The sequence below is a fragment of the Propioniciclava sp. MC1683 genome (genome assembly GCF_014164675.1).
Lineage (GTDB): Bacteria > Actinomycetota > Actinomycetes > Propionibacteriales > Propionibacteriaceae > Propioniciclava.
The window spans coordinates 200,006-218,958 of the sequence record NZ_JACJFX010000002.1; the positions used below are offsets into that span (position 1 = coordinate 200,006).

Consider the following 18,953-nt stretch of genomic DNA (forward strand, 5'->3'; position numbering starts at 1 on the left):
GGACATGCGGTGATACCCTCACTCTCATGTCGCATCTGCGGATCTCTGAGGCTGCCTCCCTGCTGGGGGTCAGCGACGACACGGTGCGTCGGTGGGTGGACGGTGGGCGCTTGGCGTCCACGCTGGATGGCTCGGGGCGCAAGGTCGTGCCCGGCGCCGACCTGGCCCGCCTGGCCGAGGAGCTCGCCGCCGACGCGGCCGCCGACCCCGACTCCGGCCACCGCTCGGCGCGCAACCACTTCACGGGGCTGGTGACCGGCGTGGTTTCCGACGCCGTGATGTCGCAGGTGACGCTGCAGTGCGGGCCGTTCCGGGTGGTCTCGCTGATCTCGACCGAGGCCGTGCGTGAGCTCGGCCTCGAGGTGGGGTCGGTGGCCTCGGCCGTGGTCAAGGCGACGAACGTGCACGTCGAGACGCCGCGGGGGAGGTCCTGACATGGACGGCACGGCCAGCACGCGGCAGACGCGCCGGTCCCCGTCAGACGCGCCGGGTGCAACCGGCGCGGGTGACGGTATCCGGTGCAAGTGGGCCTCGGTCGTCACCGCGATGGTGGCCGGAACCCTCGTTCTGGGCGGCTGCGCGGCCGCACCCGCGGCGTCCGGACCGGCAACCGCGCCCACGCCCCCCGCCGGCCAGCCCCAGCAGGTCACGGTGTTCGCCGCTGCGTCGCTGACGGCCGCGTTCACCGAGATCGCCGAGCTCGACCCGAACCTCGACGTCACCCTCAACTTCGATGGCTCGCCGACCCTGGTCGACCAGATCAAGGGCGGAGCACCGGCCGACGTGCTGGCGACCGCAGACGAGGCGAACATGGCCAAGGCCACCGAGGCCGGCATGGTGGCACCCGCCCCGACGATCTTCGCCACCAACTCGGGCGTGCTGATCGTGCCGAAGGGCAACCCCGCCCAGGTCACCGGCGTCGACCCCTCCCTGGACGGCACCAGGCTGGTCGTCTGCGCCCCCGCCGTGCCGTGTGGCGCCACCGCCCTGGAGATCGCCGAGGCCGCCGGGGTCACCCTGAAGCCCGTGTCGGAGGAGCAGAAGGTCACCGACGTGCGGGGCAAGGTGTCCTCGGGTGAGGCCGACGCGGGCATCGTGTTCGCCACCGACGCCAAGGCCGCCGGCGACGCCGTGGAGACCATCGCGGTCGACCCCGAGAAAAAGCTCGCCACCCGGTACCCCATGGCGATCGTGACCGATGCCCCGCATGCCGAGGCGGCGCGGGCGTTCATCGACCTCGTGCTCAGCGACCGAGGTCAGGCCGTGCTGGCCTCCTACGGCTTCGGCACCCCATGACCCTGCCCACCCCCACCCGCGGCGGGCCCGGACTGCCGGGATGGCTGTACGTCCCCGCCGTGCTGGCGGTGCTGTTCCTGACGGTGCCGCTGCTCGGCATCGCGGTCCGGGTGCCCTGGGCCGAGGTGCCCGCCCTCCTGACCACCCGCTCGTCGCTGGACGCCCTCGGCCTCAGCCTCCTCACCTGCATCGTCGCCACGGCCATCGCCCTGGTGATCGGGCTGCCGCTCGCGCTCGTGCTCGCCCGCTCCGACGGGCGCCTGGCCGGGGTCGTGCGCACGCTGGTGACCATCCCCATGGTGCTGCCCCCGGTCGTGTCGGGCCTCGCCCTGCTCATCACGTTCGGACGCCGCGGCGTGCTGGGTGCCCCCCTCTCGGTCCTCGGCATCGAGCTCGGCTTCTCGACCGTCGCCGTCGTCATGGCCCAGGTGTTCGTGGCGATGCCCTTCCTGGTCACCTCCGTCGAGGGCGCGCTACGCGCCTCGGGCAGCGGCGTCGAGGGGGCGGCGGCCACGCTGGGGGCGTCCCCCACCTACACGCTCCGCCGCGTGACGCTGCCCCTGCTCGCGCCGTCGATCGCCTCCGGCGGCGCGCTCACCTTCGCCCGCGCGCTGGGCGAGTTCGGGGCCACGATCACCTTCGCCGGGTCGCTGCAGGGCGTCACCCGCACCCTGCCGCTGGAGATCTACATGCTGCGCGAGCTCGACACCGACGCCGCCCTGGCCCTCGCGCTGGTGCTCATCGTCGTCGCCGCGCTGACCGTCGCCGTCACCGGCTGGTTCTCCCGCCGCACCGTCCGCCGGAGGGCGTCGTGAGCGCCGTCGAGGTCCGCGCGCGGGTCGCGGCGCGCGGACTCGACGCCGACCTGGCCGTCGCGCCCGGCACGGTCGTCGCCCTCGTCGGGCCCAACGGTGCGGGCAAGTCGTCCATCCTCCAGCTCGTCGGCGGGCAGCTCCGCCCCGACGCGGGCACCGTCACGATCGACGGCACGATCGTCTCGGGCCCCGGGACGCACGTGCCCGTCCACCGGCGCCGCATCGCGGTGCTCGAGCAGCGCCCCCTGCTCTTCGAGCACCTGAGCGTGCTCGAGAACGCGGCCTTCGGGCTGCGGGCCCGCGGCGTCCGGGCCGGTGAGGCGCACGAGCGCGCCCAGGCCGAACTGGACGCCGTCGGCTGCGGCCACCTCGCCCCGGCCCGCGCCTGGGAGGTCTCGGGCGGCCAGGCCCAGCGCATCGCGATCGCCCGGGCCCTGGCCCCCGACCCGCGCCTGGTCCTGCTCGACGAACCCCTCGCGGCACTCGACGTGTCGGTGGCGCCGGCGATCCGGTCGCTGCTCCGGCAGCGGATCCGCGACGAGGGGCGCACGGCCCTGCTGGTCACCCACGACGCCGTCGACGCCCTGGCCCTGGCCGACGAGCTCGCCGTCGTCCAGGGCGGGCGCGTGGCCGACACCGGGCCCGTCGCCGACCTGCTCGCCCGGCCGCGGTCGCCGTTCGTCGCCGACCTGGTCGGGGTGAACCTGCTGGCCGGGGTGGCCTCCGGCGCCGACGCGATCCTGTTGCCCGGCAGAGAGCGCGTGGTCGGGGTCGCCCAGGACGGCCTCGTCGAGGGTCGCGCCGCCATCGCCTCCTTCGTGCCCGCGGCCGTCGCCGTGCACACGACCGAGCCGTCGGGCAGCCCGCGCAACCACCTGCGGGCCACCGTGGCCGGCATCGAGCCCCGGGGTTCCCTGGTCCGCCTGACCGCCCACCTGGCCGACGGCAGCCCGGTGGCGGCCGACCTGACGCTCGCGGCGTCCGTCGACGAGGGGATCGTGCCCGGCCGGTCGGTGTGGCTGGTGGTCAAGGCCGCCCAGGTGGTGCTCTACCCCCGCTGAGCCGCGGCCCGGCAGCACCGCTGGGATGATGGCCCCATGCTGACCACCCCCGACCTGCTGGCCGGCCCGCGCGGACGCCGTGTGCTGCTGGCGTTCGCCGTGGCGTCCGAGCACGCCCGGCTGCGTGAGGGCGAGGCGAGCGCGCTCGTCCAGTCCGTGTTCGACGTGTCCTTCCGCCTCGCCGAGGCCGACGGCCAGGCCATCACGCGCTTCGGCTGGGGCGGCCCGACCCCCGAGTACACGGTCGCCGACGTCGTCGCGGCGCTCGGCGCCGTCGACCTGGCCGAGGTGACCGCCGACGCCGCCCGGGACGCGCTCAACACGTCCGTCGACGCCGCCATGTACTGGCAGGGCCCCGACGGCGACGACCTGCTCTGCGCCCTCCCCGAGGTGCGGGACGCATTGGCCCGGGTCGCCGACCACCTCGTGGCGTCGCCCCACGTCCAGGCCTGGGACGCCCCGCTCGACGCGTCCGACCAGTGGCACCTGGTCTGGGACGGACGGGTGCTGCCGCGCCCCGACCTGTCCCGGTGGCGCGCCGCGGTGCGCGCCGGCGACGAGCAGGCCGCGCGCGAGCGTCCCGCCGATCCGACCGCCTCGTGGTCGGGGGAGTGGTGGTCGACCCCGCCCCACGGGCTGGTCGTGACGACCGGCACGTTCGGCGACGCCGGCCCGGTCGGGTTGTGGCTGGGTGAGGACTTCAGTGGGGCGCGGGTCGTCGAGGCCCAACGCGTGGCCATCGACCCCGCAGCCCGGGTGTTCGAGGTGGCCGGCCCTGAGGACTGGGCGGAGCTGTGTCGGCGGTTCCCCCTCGAGGTGACGGCCGAGAAGCGCCACGACTGGTACCGGGTGACCGGCCGGGACGGACGCTGGGTCATCCCCGAATGGAGCGCGGTCGCGGACCGGTTCGACGGGGTGCGCCTCGGCATCGGCGGCTACCTGAGGGCCGCGACCATGGCGATCCCGGTCGACGACGACACCGCCAGCGTCATCGCGGGGTGGGGTCCCGGCAGCACGTACTTGCTCACCGACGTGGCGCACCCGCACGGCGAGGGCGTCCGGTGGCGGTTCTCGCCGAGCGACCCGCGCTGGGTGCGCGAACGCTAGGCCAGCTTGGCCACGATCCGCTGCACGGTCAGCCACGTGCGGGTCGTGATGTCCCGACCGTGGGTCTTCTCGAGCCACGCCATCCAGTTGCCGGTCGTGCCGGGCACGCTGTTGTCCGTCACCGCCAGCACCGCGCGGGCCGCGGCGTCGTAGCCGATGATCCGCGTCAGCGGGTGGGGGTCGGTGGGCGGCTCCACGTCGAGCGGTGCCTTCAGGAACGTCGCCGTCAGGTAGGTCCCCGGCCCGTGGGTGAGCCCGGCGAAGGGGTCCCGGTCGAGCAGCCCCTGCATTTCGCCGAGGGTGCGGATGATCGTCCCGCCGCCGATCCCCAGCCGGCTGCGCAGCGCCTCCTCGATGGACGCCTCGAGCCCCGGCACGTCCTGCGCCGGCGCCCGGAACAGGATGTTCCCGCTCGCCAGCACGGAAGAGACCCGCTCGAATCCGAGCCCCTCGAACACCCCGCGCAGGTGCGCGTTGGACATGTTCTTCCCGCTCGGGGCGATCCCGCGCAGCAGGGCGGCGTACGCCTCGTCGGGTGGGGTCATGGCCCCACGATGGCACACGGTGGCAACCCGGGAACACCCCCGGCCTGGCCGCCGTTGACCGGGCATGCGTGAGGTGGAGCCTCGGCCAGCACGATCGGCGCCACCCGTGCGGGTCGGGTCGCAGCGCTCTCGGTGCGCGACCAACTGAAGGCCCTCGAGCTCGTCAGCTGAGGGGCAGCCGGGCATGCGCCCGGAGAAAAGTTCGGGTAGCTTAACTTTGCATGGAGCCCGCGGCGACGCCGACCGTTGAACGGGCCGGATCGCCGAAGCCGGTCCGGCCGCTCGCGTGGCTGTGGGGCCCCGCCTTCGTCGCGGCCATCGCCTACGTCGACCCGGGCAACGTGGCGGCCAACCTGACCGCGGGCGCACGCTTCGGCTACCTGCTGGTGTGGGTGCTCGTCGCGGCCAACGTCATGGCGATGCTGGTGCAGTACCTGAGCGCCAAGTCGGGCCTGGTCACGGGCCGCAGCCTGCCGGGCCTGCTCGGTGACCGACTCCCGCGCGGCCGACGCATCGCCTACTGGGCCCAGGCCGAGGCCGTCGCCCTGGCCACCGACCTCGCCGAGGTGCTCGGCGGGGCGATCGCGCTGAAGATCCTGTTCGGGATCCCGCTCGTCTGGGGCGGGCTGATCGTCGGCGTGGTGTCGATGCTGATCCTGGCCGTCCAGACCCGCAGCGGCCAGCGCCCCTTCGAGCTCACCGTGATGGGCCTCCTCCTCGTCATCACCATCGGGTTCAGCGCCGGCCTGTTCGTCAGCGACGTCTCTTGGCCCGAGACGGCCAACGGCCTCGTGCCGCGCTTCGACGGATCGGAGTCGGTGCTGCTCGCGGCGTCCATGCTCGGTGCCACCGTGATGCCGCACGCCATCTACGTGCACTCGGCCCTGGCCCGCGACCGCCACGGCCACCGGCCCGACGAGCTGCCGCGCATCCTGCAGGCCACGCGTTGGGACGTGGGGCTGTCGATGCTCGTCGCCGGGGCGGTCAACATCGCCATGCTCCTGCTCGCCGCCGCCAGCCTCCAGGGCATCGCGGGCACCGACTCGATCGAGGGTGCCCACGCGGCGATCACCGACGCGCTCGGGCCGGCCTTCGGCGTCCTGTTCGGCATCGGGTTGCTCGCCTCCGGCCTCGCATCGACCTCGGTCGGCTGCTACGCGGGCGCCACGATCATGAACGGCCTCCTCCGCATCAAGGTCCCGCTCGTGGTCCGGCGCGCCGTCACGCTGGTCCCCGCGCTCGCGATCCTCGCCGCGGGGGTCAACCCGACGACCGCGCTGGTGTTCAGCCAGGTGTTCCTCAGCCTCGGCATCCCGTTCGCGCTCATCCCGCTGGTGCGGATCACCAGCGACCGCACCCTGATGGGCCGCCACGTCAACGGCCGCCTCCTTCAGGTCACGGCGTGGGTCGTGATCGCGCTCGTCATCGCCCTGAACCTTGCCCTCGTGGGGCTCACCGTGCTGGGCTGGGGTTGATGCCACACGTCGACGACCTCACCCCGATCGCCCAGGACTACCTCAAGGTCATCTGGTCCGCGGTCGAGTGGGGCGACCCGCCGATCACCACGAAGGGCATCGCCGCGCGGCTCGGCACCACGCAGGCCAACGTCTCCGACACCGTGAAGCGGCTGGCCGCGCAGGGACTGATCACCTACGCGCCCTACAAGCCGGTCGCGCTCACAGAGCTCGGAGAGGAGCTCGCCCGCGCGATGGTGCGCCGCCACCGGCTCATCGAGACCTTCCTCACCGAGGTGCTGGGCTACGGCTGGGAGGAGGTCCACGACGACGCCGAGCTCCTCGAGCACGCGTCCTCCGAGGGCTTCCTCGCCCGGGTCGACGTCCACCTCGGGCACCCGCGGCGTGATCCGCACGGCGACGCGATCCCCGGGCCCGACGGGTCCTGGACCCGCCTCGTCGCCCCCCTCCTCGCCGACGCCGGGCCCGGCACGCACACCGTCGCACGCGTGGCCGACACCGACCCCGAACAGCTGGCCCGCCTCAGCGACCTGGGGGTCGTCCCCGGGGTAGCGCTCACGGTCGACGACGAGGGTGCCGTCCGTTCGGGCGGCGGCGTGCTCGCGCTCGACGCCGACGACCACGCGGCCATCCGGGTCCTGCCCGAGGGGCCGCGGTTCGCGTGGGGCGAGGCCGATGCCGCCACCCTGCTGGCCGACCTGGCGGGTGAGCCGGTCGCCCTCGAGCACCTGTGCCCGGCCTGCGGTTCCGACCAGCACGGACGCCCCGTGCTGCGGTTGGCCGACGGGTCACGTCCGGCCGTGTCGATCGCCCACGCGGGCGAGCTGACCCTCGTGGGTCTCGCGCAGTCCGGGCGGCTGGGCGTCGACCTCGAGGAGGCCGGCTCCGCACCGCCGCCGGGGACGGCGTCCCTCGTCGACTGGGTGCGCGCCGAGGCCTACCTCAAGGCGTCCGGGGAGGGACTGCGCGGAGACGCAGCCAGCGCGCCCCGAGGGACGCGCTGGCATGGTCTGGACCTGGGCCCCGGCCTGGTGGCCGCCTGGTGCTGGTTGGCCTGAACCTCAGCTGTCGGCCGAGGGGGCGCTGGCCGGGCTGTCGTAGCTGGCCGGGCTGTCGGCCACGACCTTCTTGACCGGGGGCTTGACCACGGTCTTGGCGGTCGTCGTGGTCTGCTTCTTCGCGACCGGCTTGGCCGGGGTGTTCGCCGACGGTGCGGAGGCGGGCGAGTTCGCCGAGACCGTCGAGGCGACGGACGCCACCGAGGCGGTGGTCGGGGCGGACTGGGCGCTCAGGGTCAGGGTGCCCTGGAGCGGGGCTGCAGCGGCGCGGGGCTCGACCGTGATGGCCGGCCGGTTCATCGGCTGCTGCATCTGCTGGTCAGCGTTCGCGAGGGCGAATCCGCCGAACATGGCCGCCCCGAGCACGCCGCCGATGGTGAAGGTGGTGAGCGTCTTACCCATGGTCATTCTCCGATCCCCCAGCAATTCTTCGTTTCGTTGACAACATCAATACTCAGGGCCGTTCGTGAGGGGAGCCCTTGCCTGAGCATGAGAATTCCCTCATCTTCGGTAACAGTGTTTCCCCTAGAGTTCGGGGCATGCCCCGGCTCGACCTCGAAGCGCACCGACGCCACCTCCTCGACCACGGCGACGAGCTGGTCCGGCAGGTGCTGACCGGCACCCCCGACGCCGACCTGCCCGGGCTCGAGGTGCACACCGACGCCATCCACTACCGGGCCGGCCGCGACGTCACCGTCGGCTACCAGGTGGTCCTGGAGCAGGACGCCGTCCGCCAGGAGGAGTACCTCCTCGCCACCACCGCCGACGTCACCGGCGAAGTTGCCACGCTCGACAGCGAGCAGTTCGGGTTCCGCGTCTGGCGACACCCCCACGACCCGGTCCTCGCCTCCGCCCCCGAGGCGTTCTCCCCGGACGCCGTGGCGGGTTGGCTGGCCACGGCCGGGTTGGCGTCCGGTGAGGTGGCGCTGACCGCGGTCGCGTACCGGCCGATGCGGCGCGCCGTGCTGCGCGCGGACGTCGACGGCGGGCGCTGGTTCGTGAAGCTGCAGCGGCCCAAGCGGCACCTGGAGTACCTGGAACGGATGGCGCTGCTCGCCCCGGCCGGGGTGACCCCGCCGGTGGTCGCCGTGCCCGCCGAGGGGGTCACGATCACCGCGGCGGCCGAGGGTGTCTCGCTCGCTCAGGCGCTGGCGGCGTGGTCGATGCAGGGGGCGGTGGAGCCGGACCCGGCCTCGCTGTTGGAACTCCTCGGACGCCTGCCCGGCGGGGTGCGCACCCTGCCGCCGCAGCGGGGGCACGATGTGCGCCTCCGGATGGCGCTGGAGACCGCGGCGGTCGAGCTGCCGGGGCGGGCGTCCGAGATCGCCGACCTGGGGGAGCGGCTGCTGGCCGCCGACGCGCGTGCCGAGCTCGGCCCCGTCGTCGCCACCCACGGAGACTTCTACGAGGCCAACATCTTCACCGTCGACGGGCGGGCGACCTCGGTGATCGACATCGAGTCGGCCGGGCCGGGCCACCTCGTCGACGACCTGGCCACGCTCATGGCGCACCTGGTCGTGCTGCCCGACCTGTCGGCGGTGCACTACGCGCAGCTGCCCGGGCTCATCGACCGCTGGTACGCCGCGTTCTGCGACGTCGTCGACGGCCCCACCCTGCGTGCTCGCACAGCCGGGCTCATCCTCGGCCTGATGTCCGGCGCGGGCGAGGCCCAGGCGTCCGCACGCCTGGACCGCGCCCTGGCCTGGGCGCCGAGGGCTTGAGTTTTCAGCGCCGAGGGCTTGGGTTACCAGCGCCGAGGGCTTGGGTTCCTCAGAGGCGTCGCCACAGCGACGCCACGGCCTGGCCGCCGCCGATGCACATGGACGCCAGCCCCCACTCGAGGTCGGTCTTCCGGATGTTCTCGATCGTGCGCATCGAGATGATCGCGCCGGTCGCGCCGATCGGATGGCCCCACGCGATGGCGCCGCCAAGCGGGTTGACCTTGGCGGGGTCGAGGTCGAGGTCGCGGGACACCGGGAGGGCCTGCGCCGCGAAGGCCTCGTTGATCTCGTACCAGCCGATGTCGTCCTTGGACAGGCCGTTGCGCTCCAGGATCTTCTCGATGGCCGGCTTCGGGGCGTAGCCCATGATCCCGGGCTCGATGCCGACCTTGGTGAAGTCGACGAGCTCGGCGAGCGGGGTCAGCCCGCGCTCCTTGGCCACCGACAGCCGCGTCAGCACTAGCATGGCCGCGCCGTCGTTGATGCCGGACGCGTTGCCCGCTGTCACCGTGCCGTCCTTCTTGAAGACCGGCCGCATCCCGGCCAGCTTCTCCAGGGTCAGGCCTGCGCGGGGGTGCTCGTCGGCGTCCACGACCACATCGCCGCGGCGCGACGAGATCGTGACGGGGGTGATCTCGGCGGCCACCGCCCCGGACGCCAGCGCCTCCTGCGCGCGGCGCTGCGACTCGAGCGCGAACTCGTCCTGCGCCTCGCGGGACACGTCGAACCGCTCGGCCACGTTCTCGGCGGTGATGCCCATGGCCTCGCCCGAGAAGGGGTCGGTGATGAGCACGTTGGTGCCGTCCACGACGGTGCGGTTGCCCAGCGTCACGCCCGAGCGGGCCGAGAAGTCCATGAACGGCTGCGCCGACATGTTCTCGGTGCCGCCGGCCACGACGATGTCGGCTTCGCCGACCATCAGCTCCTGGGCGGCCAGGCCGATCGCCTGCATCGCCGAGCCGCAGAGGCGGTTGACGGTCATCGCCGTCGACTCCTCGGGGGCGCCGGCCTCGATCGAGACGCGGCGGCTGATGTAGGCGTCCGTGCCGGTCGAGCCGACACAGCCGATGATCCACTCCTGGGCGTCCTCCGGGGTGAGGCCGGCGCGCTCGAGCGCGGCCTTGGCCGCGGTTGCGCCCAGCACGTGCGCGGGCACCGACGCCAGCGCCTTGCCGAAGCTGCCCACCGGCGTGCGGGCGTAGCCCACCACCACGATCGGGTCGTCGGTCTTCTTCATGTCTTCTCCTCGTGAAACTCAAGCCCTGGGCGCTGAAAACTCAAGCCCTCGGCGGTCAGTAGGCCGTCCAGGCCCCATCGATCGGGTACGACGTGCCGCTCATGGACGCCGAGGCCGGGCCGGTCAGGAACAGCACCAGTTCGGCCACCTCCTCGGGCTCGATGAGCCGCTTCACGTGCGAGCGGGTGAGCATGATCTTCTCGATGACCTTGTCCTCGGAGATGCCATGAGTGCGGGCCTGGTCGGCGATCTGCTTCTCGACCAGCGGCGTCCGGACGTAGGCGGGGTTGACGGTCACCGACGTGACGCCGTGCGGAGCCCCCTCCAGCGCGACCACCTTCGAGAGCCCCTCGAGGCCGTGCTTGGCGGTGACGTAGGCGGACTTGTACTCCGAGGCGCGCAGGCCGTGAGCCGACGACACATTCACGATGCGGCCCCAGCCGTTGGCGTACATGTGGGGCACCGACTGCCGGATCAGGTACCACGGCGCGTGCAGCATGACGCGCATGATGAACTCGAACTTCTCGACCGGGAACTCGTGGATCGGGCTCACGGTCTGGATGCCCGCCACGTTGACCAGGATGTCGACGTCGGTCGGCAGTTCGGCGATGGCGTCGTAGTCGGACAGGTCGCACGGGACCGGCTCGATGCCGTCCACCTCGGCGGCCAGAGCGGCCAGGCCGTCGGCGTTGATGTCCACGGCGAGCACGTGCGCGCCGGCCTAGGCGAACTTGATCGCGGCCTCGCGGCCGATGCCGGACGCCGCGCCCGTGACGAGCGCACGGCGTCCGTCGTGGTAGTTCGGATAGGTGCTCATGCTGACTCCTGCAGGTCGACGGTGAAGCTCGGTTCGGTCTTGTCCCGAACCTCATCCTCGCTCACGCCCGGTGCCAGCTGCCGCAGCACCAGCGCGCCGTCGACCACGTCGAACACGGCCAGGTCGGTGATGATGCGGTCGACCACGCCGACGCCGGTGAGCGGCAGGGTGCACCGCTCGACGATCTTCGGCTTGCCGTACTTGTCGACGTGCTCGGTCATCACGATGACGCGGCGGGTGCCGGCGACCAGGTCCATCGCGCCGCCCATGCCCTTCACGAGCTTGCCGGGGATCTGCCAGTTCGCCAGGTCGCCGTTGCCGGCCACCTGCATCGCGCCCAGGATCGCCGCGGCCATCTTGCCGCCGCGGATCATCCCGAACGACGTCGCTGAGTCGAAGATCGCCGCACCCGGCAGCAGCGTCACCGTCTGCTTGCCGGCGTTGATCAGGTCGGGGTCCTCGTCGCCCTCGTACGGGAACGGCCCCATGCCCAGGATGCCGTTCTCGCTCTGCAGGTGCACGGTCACGCCCGCGGGCAGGTTGTTCGCGACCAGGGTCGGCATGCCGATGCCCAGGTTCACGTAGTCGCCGTCGGCGAGCTCGGAGGCCGCGATGGCGGCCATCTCGTCGCGGGTCCAGCCCATGTCAGGCCTCCTTCTGGTCGGCGGAGCCGGGGCGCGGGCGCACGGTCCGCTGCTCGATGTCGGTGGGGGAGACCGCGCGGGTCACGTGGGTGACGTGCACGCCCGGGGTGTGCACGGCGTCCGGGTCGATCGCGCCCGGCTCGACGATGTTCTCGGCCTGCACGAACGTGAGCTCGCCGCACATGGCGACGACCGGGTTGAAGTTGCGCGCCGTGCGGCGGTAGACGAGGTTGCCGGTGGTGTCGGCGGTGTGGGCGTGCACGAGCGCGATGTCGGCGACGATGCCCCGCTCGAGCACGTAGGTGCGGCCGTCGAAGTCGGCGGTCGGCTTGCCCTCGGCGACCTCGGTGCCGACACCGGTGGCGGTGTAGAACGCCGGGATGCCGGACCCGCCCGCGCGCATGCGCTCGGCCAGCGTGCCCTGCGGCACGAACTCCACGTCCAGCTCGCCGCTGATGAACTGCTGCATGAACAGGTTGTTCTCGCCGACGTAGCTCGCCAGCACCTTGCTGATCTGGTTGTTCTCCAGCAGCAGGCCCAGCCCCTTGCCGTCGATGCCCAGGTTGTTGGAGACGATCGTGAGGTCCTTGACCCCGGAGTCGCGCACGACCTTGATCAGGTCGGTGGGGATCCCGCACAGCCCGAAGCCGCCGACGGCGAGGGTCATCCCGTCGCGGAGCTTCTCGGTGAGCGCGGGAGCGATGTCCTCGATGACTTTGCTCATGCGTCCAACCGTAGGGTCGGGCGCCACGGGTGTGCCACGGTCAGGCGTCCAGTCTGACAGTCAGCACATTGTGTAGTTCTACAATCCGGACGCCGCGGGTTCGGGTGCGCCCAACTCGGCCACCCAGAGCGCGCCCACCAGGTCGTCGGGATCATCGAGGTCGGCGCCCGTCAGCTCGCCGAACCGGCCGAGACGGTGCCGGACGGTGTTGACGTGCACGTGCAGCGCCTCCGCCGCGCGCGGGATGCTGCGCCCCGCCGCGAACCACGCCCGCAGTGTGCCGAGGATCTCGGCGGCGTAGGCCGGTTCCGACTCCAACGGCGTCAGGAACCGCTCCGCGTAGTGGCGCCAGACATCCGGGCGGGACGCGGCGGCGAGGCGCCAGCCCAGGTCGTCGACCCCCTGCGCGCCCGTGCGGTCCAGGCGCCGGGCAAGCGCGAGGGCCTGTTGCGCCACCCGGTCCGAGCGGGGCAGGTCGTCGAGGCGTCCGAACGGGCCGATGCCGACCGGCACGTCGTCGACGGAGGGGGTGGTGGCCACCAACCCCAGGCACTGTCCGCCGTCGACCACGACCACCGCGCGGGCCGTGGGGGTCGACCCGGACGCCTCGAGCCGGCGGCGCAGGGACTCCGAACCCGCGGCGTCCGGGATGTCGGCCCGGATGGCTGCGTAGGCGGCGGTCGGGTTCAGCGTGCTGTGCGCCTCGGCCGGCGCCTCGCCGGCGAGCAGGGAACGCACGGTGGCGGCCCGCCGGTGGACGTCGCGCAGGGCCGCGTCGACCTCGAGCGCGTGGTACTCGGTGATGATGCGGGTGGTGAACGCGTCGGCGACGCCCCACATGAGCCGGACGCCGCCGACGGTCGCCTCGGCGGGCAGGCCCAGCGTGACGGCGAGGTCGACGAACCGCTCGTGGATGAGCGCGATCGAGATCCGGAACCCGCGGACGATCTCCTCGACCGGCACGCCCGCCTCGAAGCGCTCCCGGGCGGTCTGGGCGGCCCCGTCCAGCTGGGCCGGGTGGGGGACCGTGCCGGAGCGCAGGGCGTCCATGGCCGTGTCGAGGTTGCGGCGCACGGCCGCGGTCAGCGCCTCGTGCGAGATCGAGGCGTAGGAGTCGAGTTCGGCGTAGATCTGCGCGCAGGTGGCCTCGGCGAGTTCGGGCAGGGACGCCCCGAGCGGGGCCAGCACGGCGCCCAGGTCGGGGTGCTCGGGCGCGCTCATGGGGCCATCGTAAATGTCGGCGGCGTTGGCCATGCTGGGGGCATGGACGAGAAGGACATCCTGGCCCGCTACCTCCGGGCTGCCCGCGAGGGGCTGGTCTGGAAGACCGAGGGGCTGTCGGAGCGTGACCTGCGGCTGCCGCGCACGTCCACCGGCACCAGCCTGCTGGGCCTGGTCAAGCACTGCGCCGGGGTCGAGGCGGAGTACTTCGGGGCGTGCCTGGGCCGCGAGCACGGCATTCCGGCGGCTGCTGGTCCACGTGCTGTACGACGTCTCCCGCCACGCCGGCCAGGCCGACATCCTGCGCGAGGCGATCGACGGCGCGACGGGCATGACGCCGAGCCTCAGCAACGTGTGGGAGCCCGAGGGTGGCTGGCCCGCCCATGTCGCGAAGCTCCAAGGCATCGCGGACGCGTTCAGCGAATCCTGATGCCGTAGATGTTGCGGTCGTAGGACGCCACGACGAGCATGTCACCGAACACCGACGGGGTGGCCTCGACGTTCTTGCCCAGGCTGACGGTCGAGATGTCCTCGCCGGTCTCGGGGTCGAACAGGTGCATCACGCCCTCGGAGTCGGCCAGCACGCCGTAGAGGCGGCCGTCGGTCGAGGTGACCAGCGTCGGCGAGCTCCACGAGTAGTTGCCCAGGTGGCGGCGCCACACGACCTCGCCGGTGGCCTTGTCCAGCGCCACGAGGTCGCCCTCGCGCGGGGCGGTGGTGCGGGAGATGTTGAAGATCATCAGGTCGGCGATCGGCCCCTTGCCGAGCACGGGCGTCGCCAGCACGCCGCCGTTGATGCCGGTGTAGTAGGCCGGGATGTCGTACTGCCACAGCTGCTTGCCGGTCATCGCGTCGATCTTGCGGATGTTCGTGACCAGGTCGCCCGTGGCCTGCTTGCGGGCGTCGACCTCATTGCCGGTGTAGAGGTACACGCCCTGCGGGGTTTCCTCGAGCACGAGCGAGGCGTCGGTGTCGTCCTCGACCTCGCGCATCCACAGCATCTCGAGGGTGGTGGCGTCCCAGGCGAAGAGCTTGCCCTCGTTGTCGGCGGCGAACATCAGGTTGCGGTAGGCCACGGCCGAGTTCTCGATGCCGTACTTCTCGTTGCCGGACGCCGTGTACCGCAGCCGCGTCACCTCGGGGTCGACGGTGACCTTCTTCGCCTCCGGGTCATAGGAGCTGTTCAGCTTGACCTTGTAGATGAGCCCGTTCTCGGCCGGGGCCATCAGCGTGTCGGTCTGGGCGTCCACCAGCGCGGAGGAGTCGAACGCCCCCCAGTCCTGGCGCGGGGCGGCGGGGTCGAGGCCGGCGATGTGCCAGACCTCCTTGTTCTGGATCAGGTCGAACACCCGGTACCGCCACGGGCCGATCGTGCCGTTGGTGTCGTTGAGGCCCTGTCCGGCGTACAGCAGCGGGTAGCCACGGGGGTCGACGGACGCCGTGCCCTTGAATCCCCAGCCCACCTCGATGGCCGGCTTGGTCGGCTCGCCGGTCTTGAGGTCGAGCCGGTGGATCTTGCCCTCGAAGACGGGGTAGATCACCTCGACGAAGTTGTCGTCGTCGACGTACTTCGCGTCCAGCCCCATGGCCACCTTGGTCTCGCGCGGCCACTGGACGAGCAGCGGCTGGCCGGTCCAGCCGGCGCCGGGCCAGTAGGAGCCCTCGCCGCGGATCTCGCCGATCTGCCTGGTCCACGCCACCTCGAGCTGCTGCTCGGTCACCTGCGCGGTGCCCCAAGCGCCCCCGGTGCGGTGGTTGTTCCCCCGGAACGTCAGCACGCCCGGGATCTGGTTGTAGGTCTCGGGGTCGCCGAAGACGACCTGCTCGCGGCTGGAGTAGCCGGTCGGCTCGCCGTGCTCGTCGACGACCGACCACGAGAAGGTGCCGGCGGAGTCGGTCATGTTGCGCTCGAAGACGTTGGCCTCGCCCGTCCCGCGCGGCGGGAGGTAGCCCGGCAGCTCGGAGAGCCGGATGGCTGCCGGGTCGGCGTTCGGCGTCCGGGCCTGCGTGGCGGCCGCGGTCGGCTTGTTGGGCCGCTCGCCGGTGCGGACGGTCTCGGTGGAGCACGCGGCGACGCCGACGAGGGTGGCCAGGGCGAGCCCCGCGGCTGCCAGCCGTCGCGCGTGCACCATTCTCGTCTCCATCCGTGTCCTGGGGTCGGGCCGCACCCAGCCTACTCGCGCTTTCCCCGCCGTCGGTGGAGGGGCGCGGTACCGAAATGTGAGACGTCATTTGTCATGAAGTGAATTCTTGATCTACGGTTCAACCATCTGTTCCAGGGCTTCGGCCCACCAGGCAAGGAAATCTCCCTCGATGACCGGACACGCGGACGCCCGCCAGCCCCACACCGCACGCCTCGCGTGCGGCATGTGTGTTGCTGCCTGTCCGTGTTGTTGTCGCGCCTGACGCCTGCCGTCGTGAGCCGTCGCTGACGGCCCCGGCACCCGGGACGCCCCGCGTCCCACTCCCGCGCTGACCCGCAATCACCCGTCGCCGCCTTTTCGGCACCCGTGAATTGTCGGCCATTTCCCCATGCCCTTTTCCGTGGCATTCCTGCACCTTCGTGCGCCCATTTCCCGACCCCATTCACACCCGCCAGGAGAACACCATGATCCTCACCGGACTCGCGCTGGGCATCGCGCTCGGCTTCGTCTTCCAACGGGGGCGCTTCTGCGTCACCGGCGCCTTCCGCGACGTGTGGCTCTCGGGCTCGACCCGTTGGCTCACCGCCTTCGGCCTCGCCATCGCCGTGCAGGCCGTCATCGTCCAGTTCCTGCTCGGCGCGGGCCTCATCCAGGCCAACGTCCCGCAGGTCGCCTGGCTCGGCGTCGCCGGTGGCTCGTTCCTGTTCGGCATCGGCATCGTGCTCGCCGGCGGCTGCGCCACCGGCACCTACTACCGCTCCGGCGAGGGCCTCATCGGCTCGTGGATCGCGCTCATCTTCTACGCCCTGCTCGCGCAGGTCATGAAGTACGGCGCCCTGAAGCCGGTCAACGACGCGGCGCGCGCCGACAAGTCGGAGCTGACCACGATCCACGGCTCGCTGGGCATCAGCCCGTGGTTCCTCGTCGCGATCCTCGTGGCCGTCGTGGCCTGGGCGATCACCCGCCAGCGCCAGCAGCGCGTCGCCACCCTCGCCTCCACCGGCAAGCGCACCGGCCTGGCCCACCTGCTGTTCGAGAAGCCGTGGAGCCCCTACGCCAGCGCCATCGCCGTCGGCTCCCTGGCCGCCCTGGCCTACCCGCTGAGCAACGCCACCGGCCGCAACGCCGGCCTGGGCATCACCACCCCGAGCGCCAACATCGTGGACTTCCTCGCCACCGGCAACGTCGAGCGCATCGACTGGGGCGTCCTGTTCGTCCTCGGCCTCATCCCCGGCTCCTACATCGCCGCCAAGCTGTCCGGCGAGTTCCGCCTCCGCGCCCCCGACGCCCGCACCGCGGTCCGCGCCATCGGCGGCGGCTCCCTGATGGGCATCGGCGCGGCGATCGCCGGCGGCTGCACCATCGGCAACGCGCTCGTCCAGACCGCGCTGTTCGGCTACCAGGGCTGGCTCGCGTTCCTGTTCACCTTCCTCGGTGTCGGGGTCGCCGCCCGCTTCTTCATCCAGACCCACCGCCGCGAGGGCGCCGCCCCCGTGCTCGTGCCGCAGCCCGCGGCGTCCCGTTGAGAAAGGAACCTCCCATGGGATTCTTCGACCGCTTCCGCAACCCCGCCACCACCCTCGTGCAGTCGCCCGTCAGCCCCGACCTGGACGCCGTCACCCCCGTCGCTACCCTCGAGGGCGGACGCCGCTACCAGCTCAACACGGTCGGGCAGGTCTGCCCGTTCCCCCTGGTGGAGGCCAAGCAGGCGATCAAGCAGCTCGAGCCCGGTGACCAGCTCGTCATCGACTTCGACTGCACCCAGGCCACCGACTCGATCCCGCACTGGGCCGCCGCCGCCGGCTACCCGGTGACGAACTTCGAGCAGGTGGGCGACGCCTCCTGGACGATCACGGTCCAGAAGGCCTGAACCACGGCGCCGCCACCCACCCCCCGCAGGACCTGGGAGGGGGCGTCGCCCGGGTGCACGCCACGCACACCGGCCGACGTCCCTCCCCGAACGAACACCACTCGCACAACCAGACAAGGAACCCTCCCATGACGAACTACTTCTCCGACGCCACCGCCCTCATCGGCCGCACCCCCCTGGTGCGCATCAACCGCCTCTTCGGCGACTCCAAGGCCGACGTCTACGCCAAGCTCGAGTTCTACAACCCCGCCAACTCGGTCAAGGACCGCATCGGCGTCGCCATCGTGGACGCGGCCGAGGCCTCCGGCGAGCTCAAGCCCGGCGGCACGATCGTCGAGGGCACGTCCGGCAACACCGGCATCGCGCTCGCCTTCGTCGGCGCGGCCCGCGGCTACAAGGTGATCCTCGCGATGCCCGAGACCATGTCCAAGGAGCGCCGCGCCCTGCTGCGCGCCTTCGGCGCCGAGCTCGTCCTGACCCCCGGCCCCGAGGGCATGCGCGGCGCGGTGGCGAAGGCCGAGGAGATCGCCGCCGCCACCGAGGGCGCGGTCCTGGCCCGCCAGTTCGCCAACCCGGCCAACGTGGCGGTGCACAAGGAGACCACCGCCGAGGAGATCTGGGCCGACACCGACGGCCAGGTCGACATCGTCGTGGCCGGCGTGGGCACCGGCGGCACCATCTCCGGCGTCGGCCAGGTGCTCAAGGAGCGCAAGCCCGAGGTGCGCATCGTCGCCGTCGAGCCGAAGGAGTCCGCCATCCTGTCGGGCGGCCAGCCCGGCCCGCACAAGATCCAGGGCATCGGGGCCAACTTCATCCCCGAGATCCTCGACCGCTCGGTGATCGACGAGGTCATCCCGCAGGACTCCGACACCGCGATCGACTTCGCCCGCCGCGCGGCGCGCGAGGAGGGCCTGCTCGTCGGCATCAGCTCGGGTGCGGCGCTGGCCTCGGCCGGTGAGCTCGCCGGCCGCGAGGAGAACGCGGGCAAGACCATCGTGGTGGTCATCCCCAGCTTCGGCGAGCGCTACCTGTCCTCGGTCCTCTACGCGGACCTGCTCGACTGATATGTAGGCCCTTTTGTCAAGGGGGCGTGACGAAGTGGCGTCCTCCTGGTTGGGGGACGCCACTTCGCTTTTGGCACGGTGCTTGGTGACGTTCGGCGTGGTCGTCGACGCGGATGGTCAGACTGACATGCGCGGGTTGGTTACCGCTTGACGG

General features: G+C 72.0%; 20 protein-coding genes and 1 pseudogene. 13 read left to right on the top strand and 8 right to left on the bottom strand.

Annotation, left to right across the window (positions count from 1 at the left end; genetic code table 11):
• The first annotated feature begins 26 nt into the window (after window positions 1–26).
• Genes H5397_RS02900 through H5397_RS02920 form a run of 5 tightly spaced genes read left to right on the top strand, consistent with a single transcriptional unit; the run spans window position 27 to window position 4,279 of the window.
• On the top strand, window positions 27–434 hold the full coding sequence (locus tag H5397_RS02900) for a molybdopterin-binding protein (RefSeq protein WP_182814807.1): 408 nt from the start codon (window positions 27–29) through the stop codon (window positions 432–434).
• Between the two features lies 1 nt (window position 435).
• Complete coding sequence (modA, locus tag H5397_RS02905) at window positions 436–1,296, top strand: molybdate ABC transporter substrate-binding protein (protein ID WP_255438565.1); 861 nt, start codon at window positions 436–438, stop codon at window positions 1,294–1,296.
• Window positions 1,293–2,111, top strand: coding sequence for an ABC transporter permease (locus H5397_RS02910; protein ID WP_182814808.1), 819 nt, complete (start codon window positions 1,293–1,295; stop codon window positions 2,109–2,111). The genes modA and H5397_RS02910 overlap by 4 nt, the downstream gene beginning before the upstream one ends.
• Window positions 2,108–3,172 (top strand): ABC transporter ATP-binding protein, encoded by a 1,065-nt coding sequence (locus H5397_RS02915; RefSeq protein ID WP_182814809.1) that lies wholly within the window; start codon window positions 2,108–2,110, stop codon window positions 3,170–3,172. Before H5397_RS02910 ends, H5397_RS02915 begins: the two co-directional genes overlap by 4 nt.
• 36 nt (window positions 3,173–3,208) lie before the next feature.
• Window positions 3,209–4,279: a hypothetical protein gene (locus H5397_RS02920; protein ID WP_182814810.1), complete on the top strand. Its 1,071-nt coding sequence runs from the start codon at window positions 3,209–3,211 to the stop codon at window positions 4,277–4,279.
• Here the strand turns inward: H5397_RS02920 and H5397_RS02925 are convergent.
• Entirely contained in the window at window positions 4,276–4,824 is a 549-nt protein-coding gene (locus H5397_RS02925; protein WP_131169095.1) for a DUF1697 domain-containing protein, read from the bottom strand. The two genes, H5397_RS02920 and H5397_RS02925, sit on opposite strands and share 4 nt — an antisense overlap.
• 221 nt (window positions 4,825–5,045) lie before the next feature.
• Here H5397_RS02925 and H5397_RS02930 point away from each other — a divergent pair, with 221 nt between their 5' ends.
• Window positions 5,046–6,299, top strand: coding sequence for an Nramp family divalent metal transporter (locus H5397_RS02930; RefSeq protein ID WP_182814811.1), 1,254 nt, complete (start codon window positions 5,046–5,048; stop codon window positions 6,297–6,299).
• Window positions 6,299–7,357, top strand: coding sequence for an iron dependent repressor, metal binding and dimerization domain protein (locus H5397_RS02935; protein ID WP_182814812.1), 1,059 nt, complete (start codon window positions 6,299–6,301; stop codon window positions 7,355–7,357). Before H5397_RS02930 ends, H5397_RS02935 begins: the two co-directional genes overlap by 1 nt.
• A 3-nt stretch (window positions 7,358–7,360) precedes the next feature.
• On the opposite strand, the gene H5397_RS02940 is transcribed toward H5397_RS02935, so the two are convergent.
• Window positions 7,361–7,765, bottom strand: coding sequence for a hypothetical protein (locus tag H5397_RS02940; RefSeq protein ID WP_182814813.1), 405 nt, complete (start codon window positions 7,763–7,765; stop codon window positions 7,361–7,363).
• Window positions 7,766–7,896: 131 nt separating this feature from the next.
• On the opposite strand from H5397_RS02940, the gene H5397_RS02945 reads away from it, so the two are divergent.
• Window positions 7,897–9,078 carry an aminoglycoside phosphotransferase family protein gene (locus tag H5397_RS02945; RefSeq protein WP_182814814.1) on the top strand — a complete coding sequence of 394 codons (1,182 nt, stop codon included), beginning with the start codon at window positions 7,897–7,899 and terminating at the stop codon, window positions 9,076–9,078.
• A 49-nt stretch (window positions 9,079–9,127) separates the two neighbouring features.
• On the opposite strand, the gene H5397_RS02950 is transcribed toward H5397_RS02945, so the two are convergent.
• The 5 genes from H5397_RS02950 to H5397_RS02970 all read right to left on the bottom strand — a co-directional run bounded on the left by H5397_RS02950 (window position 9,128) and on the right by H5397_RS02970 (window position 13,721).
• Entirely contained in the window at window positions 9,128–10,315 is a 1,188-nt protein-coding gene (locus H5397_RS02950) for a thiolase family protein (protein WP_182814815.1), read from the bottom strand.
• 55 nt (window positions 10,316–10,370) lie between these two features.
• The gene (locus H5397_RS02955; RefSeq protein WP_309224259.1) at window positions 10,371–11,024 is read right to left on the bottom strand and encodes an SDR family oxidoreductase; all 654 of its coding nucleotides are present in this window, start codon (window positions 11,022–11,024) and stop codon (window positions 10,371–10,373) included.
• Between the two features lie 104 nt (window positions 11,025–11,128).
• Complete coding sequence (locus H5397_RS02960; RefSeq protein ID WP_182814816.1) at window positions 11,129–11,776, bottom strand: CoA transferase subunit B; 648 nt, start codon at window positions 11,774–11,776, stop codon at window positions 11,129–11,131.
• A gap of 1 nt (window position 11,777) precedes the next feature.
• The gene (locus H5397_RS02965; RefSeq protein WP_182814817.1) at window positions 11,778–12,500 is read right to left on the bottom strand and encodes a CoA transferase subunit A; all 723 of its coding nucleotides are present in this window, start codon (window positions 12,498–12,500) and stop codon (window positions 11,778–11,780) included.
• A gap of 78 nt (window positions 12,501–12,578) precedes the next feature.
• On the bottom strand, window positions 12,579–13,721 hold the full coding sequence (locus H5397_RS02970; protein WP_182814818.1) for a CdaR family transcriptional regulator: 1,143 nt from the start codon (window positions 13,719–13,721) through the stop codon (window positions 12,579–12,581).
• Window positions 13,722–13,763: 42 nt separating this feature from the next.
• Between H5397_RS02970 and H5397_RS17910 the strand changes: the two are divergent.
• A pseudogene (locus H5397_RS17910) lies at window positions 13,764–13,920 on the top strand (DUF664 domain-containing protein); the annotation flags it as partial.
• 60 nt (window positions 13,921–13,980) lie between these two features.
• Window positions 13,981–14,151, top strand: a complete 171-nt coding sequence (locus H5397_RS17915) for a hypothetical protein (RefSeq protein ID WP_309224260.1) — start codon at window positions 13,981–13,983, stop codon at window positions 14,149–14,151.
• On the opposite strand, the gene H5397_RS02980 is transcribed toward H5397_RS17915, so the two are convergent.
• Window positions 14,138–15,853: a PQQ-binding-like beta-propeller repeat protein gene (locus H5397_RS02980; RefSeq protein WP_182814819.1), complete on the bottom strand. Its 1,716-nt coding sequence runs from the start codon at window positions 15,851–15,853 to the stop codon at window positions 14,138–14,140. The genes H5397_RS17915 and H5397_RS02980 overlap by 14 nt on opposite strands.
• A 476-nt stretch (window positions 15,854–16,329) precedes the next feature.
• On the opposite strand from H5397_RS02980, the gene H5397_RS02985 reads away from it, so the two are divergent.
• The 3 genes from H5397_RS02985 (at window position 16,330) to cysK (ending at window position 18,799) form a co-directional block, all read left to right on the top strand.
• On the top strand, window positions 16,330–17,391 hold the full coding sequence (locus H5397_RS02985) for a YeeE/YedE family protein (protein ID WP_182814820.1): 1,062 nt from the start codon (window positions 16,330–16,332) through the stop codon (window positions 17,389–17,391).
• A 14-nt stretch (window positions 17,392–17,405) separates the two neighbouring features.
• The gene (locus tag H5397_RS02990; protein WP_182814821.1) at window positions 17,406–17,735 is read left to right on the top strand and encodes a sulfurtransferase TusA family protein; all 330 of its coding nucleotides are present in this window, start codon (window positions 17,406–17,408) and stop codon (window positions 17,733–17,735) included.
• Between the two features lie 128 nt (window positions 17,736–17,863).
• On the top strand, window positions 17,864–18,799 hold the full coding sequence (gene cysK, locus H5397_RS02995; protein WP_182814822.1) for a cysteine synthase A: 936 nt from the start codon (window positions 17,864–17,866) through the stop codon (window positions 18,797–18,799).
• Window positions 18,800–18,953 lie beyond the last annotated feature (154 nt).

Excerpts from the sequence above, each read along its gene's own strand:
- H5397_RS02900 (WP_182814807.1), top strand. The coding sequence starts at position 27 with ATGTCGCATCTGCGGATCTCTGAGGCTGCCTCCCTGCTGGGGGTCAGC.
- modA (WP_255438565.1), top strand. The coding sequence starts at position 436 with ATGGACGGCACGGCCAGCACGCGGCAGACGCGCCGGTCCCCGTCAGAC.
- H5397_RS02910 (WP_182814808.1), top strand. The coding sequence starts at position 1,293 with ATGACCCTGCCCACCCCCACCCGCGGCGGGCCCGGACTGCCGGGATGG.
- H5397_RS02920 (WP_182814810.1), top strand. The coding sequence starts at position 3,209 with ATGCTGACCACCCCCGACCTGCTGGCCGGCCCGCGCGGACGCCGTGTG.
- H5397_RS02925 (WP_131169095.1), bottom strand. The coding sequence starts at position 4,824 with ATGACCCCACCCGACGAGGCGTACGCCGCCCTGCTGCGCGGGATCGCC.
- H5397_RS02930 (WP_182814811.1), top strand. The coding sequence starts at position 5,046 with ATGGAGCCCGCGGCGACGCCGACCGTTGAACGGGCCGGATCGCCGAAG.
- H5397_RS02935 (WP_182814812.1), top strand. The coding sequence starts at position 6,299 with ATGCCACACGTCGACGACCTCACCCCGATCGCCCAGGACTACCTCAAG.
- H5397_RS02940 (WP_182814813.1), bottom strand. The coding sequence starts at position 7,765 with ATGACCATGGGTAAGACGCTCACCACCTTCACCATCGGCGGCGTGCTC.
- H5397_RS02945 (WP_182814814.1), top strand. The coding sequence starts at position 7,897 with ATGCCCCGGCTCGACCTCGAAGCGCACCGACGCCACCTCCTCGACCAC.
- H5397_RS02950 (WP_182814815.1), bottom strand. The coding sequence starts at position 10,315 with ATGAAGAAGACCGACGACCCGATCGTGGTGGTGGGCTACGCCCGCACG.
- H5397_RS02960 (WP_182814816.1), bottom strand. The coding sequence starts at position 11,776 with ATGGGCTGGACCCGCGACGAGATGGCCGCCATCGCGGCCTCCGAGCTC.
- H5397_RS02965 (WP_182814817.1), bottom strand. The coding sequence starts at position 12,500 with ATGAGCAAAGTCATCGAGGACATCGCTCCCGCGCTCACCGAGAAGCTC.
- H5397_RS02970 (WP_182814818.1), bottom strand. The coding sequence starts at position 13,721 with ATGAGCGCGCCCGAGCACCCCGACCTGGGCGCCGTGCTGGCCCCGCTC.
- H5397_RS02980 (WP_182814819.1), bottom strand. The coding sequence starts at position 15,853 with ATGGTGCACGCGCGACGGCTGGCAGCCGCGGGGCTCGCCCTGGCCACC.
- H5397_RS02985 (WP_182814820.1), top strand. The coding sequence starts at position 16,330 with ATGATCCTCACCGGACTCGCGCTGGGCATCGCGCTCGGCTTCGTCTTC.
- H5397_RS02990 (WP_182814821.1), top strand. The coding sequence starts at position 17,406 with ATGGGATTCTTCGACCGCTTCCGCAACCCCGCCACCACCCTCGTGCAG.
- cysK (WP_182814822.1), top strand. The coding sequence starts at position 17,864 with ATGACGAACTACTTCTCCGACGCCACCGCCCTCATCGGCCGCACCCCC.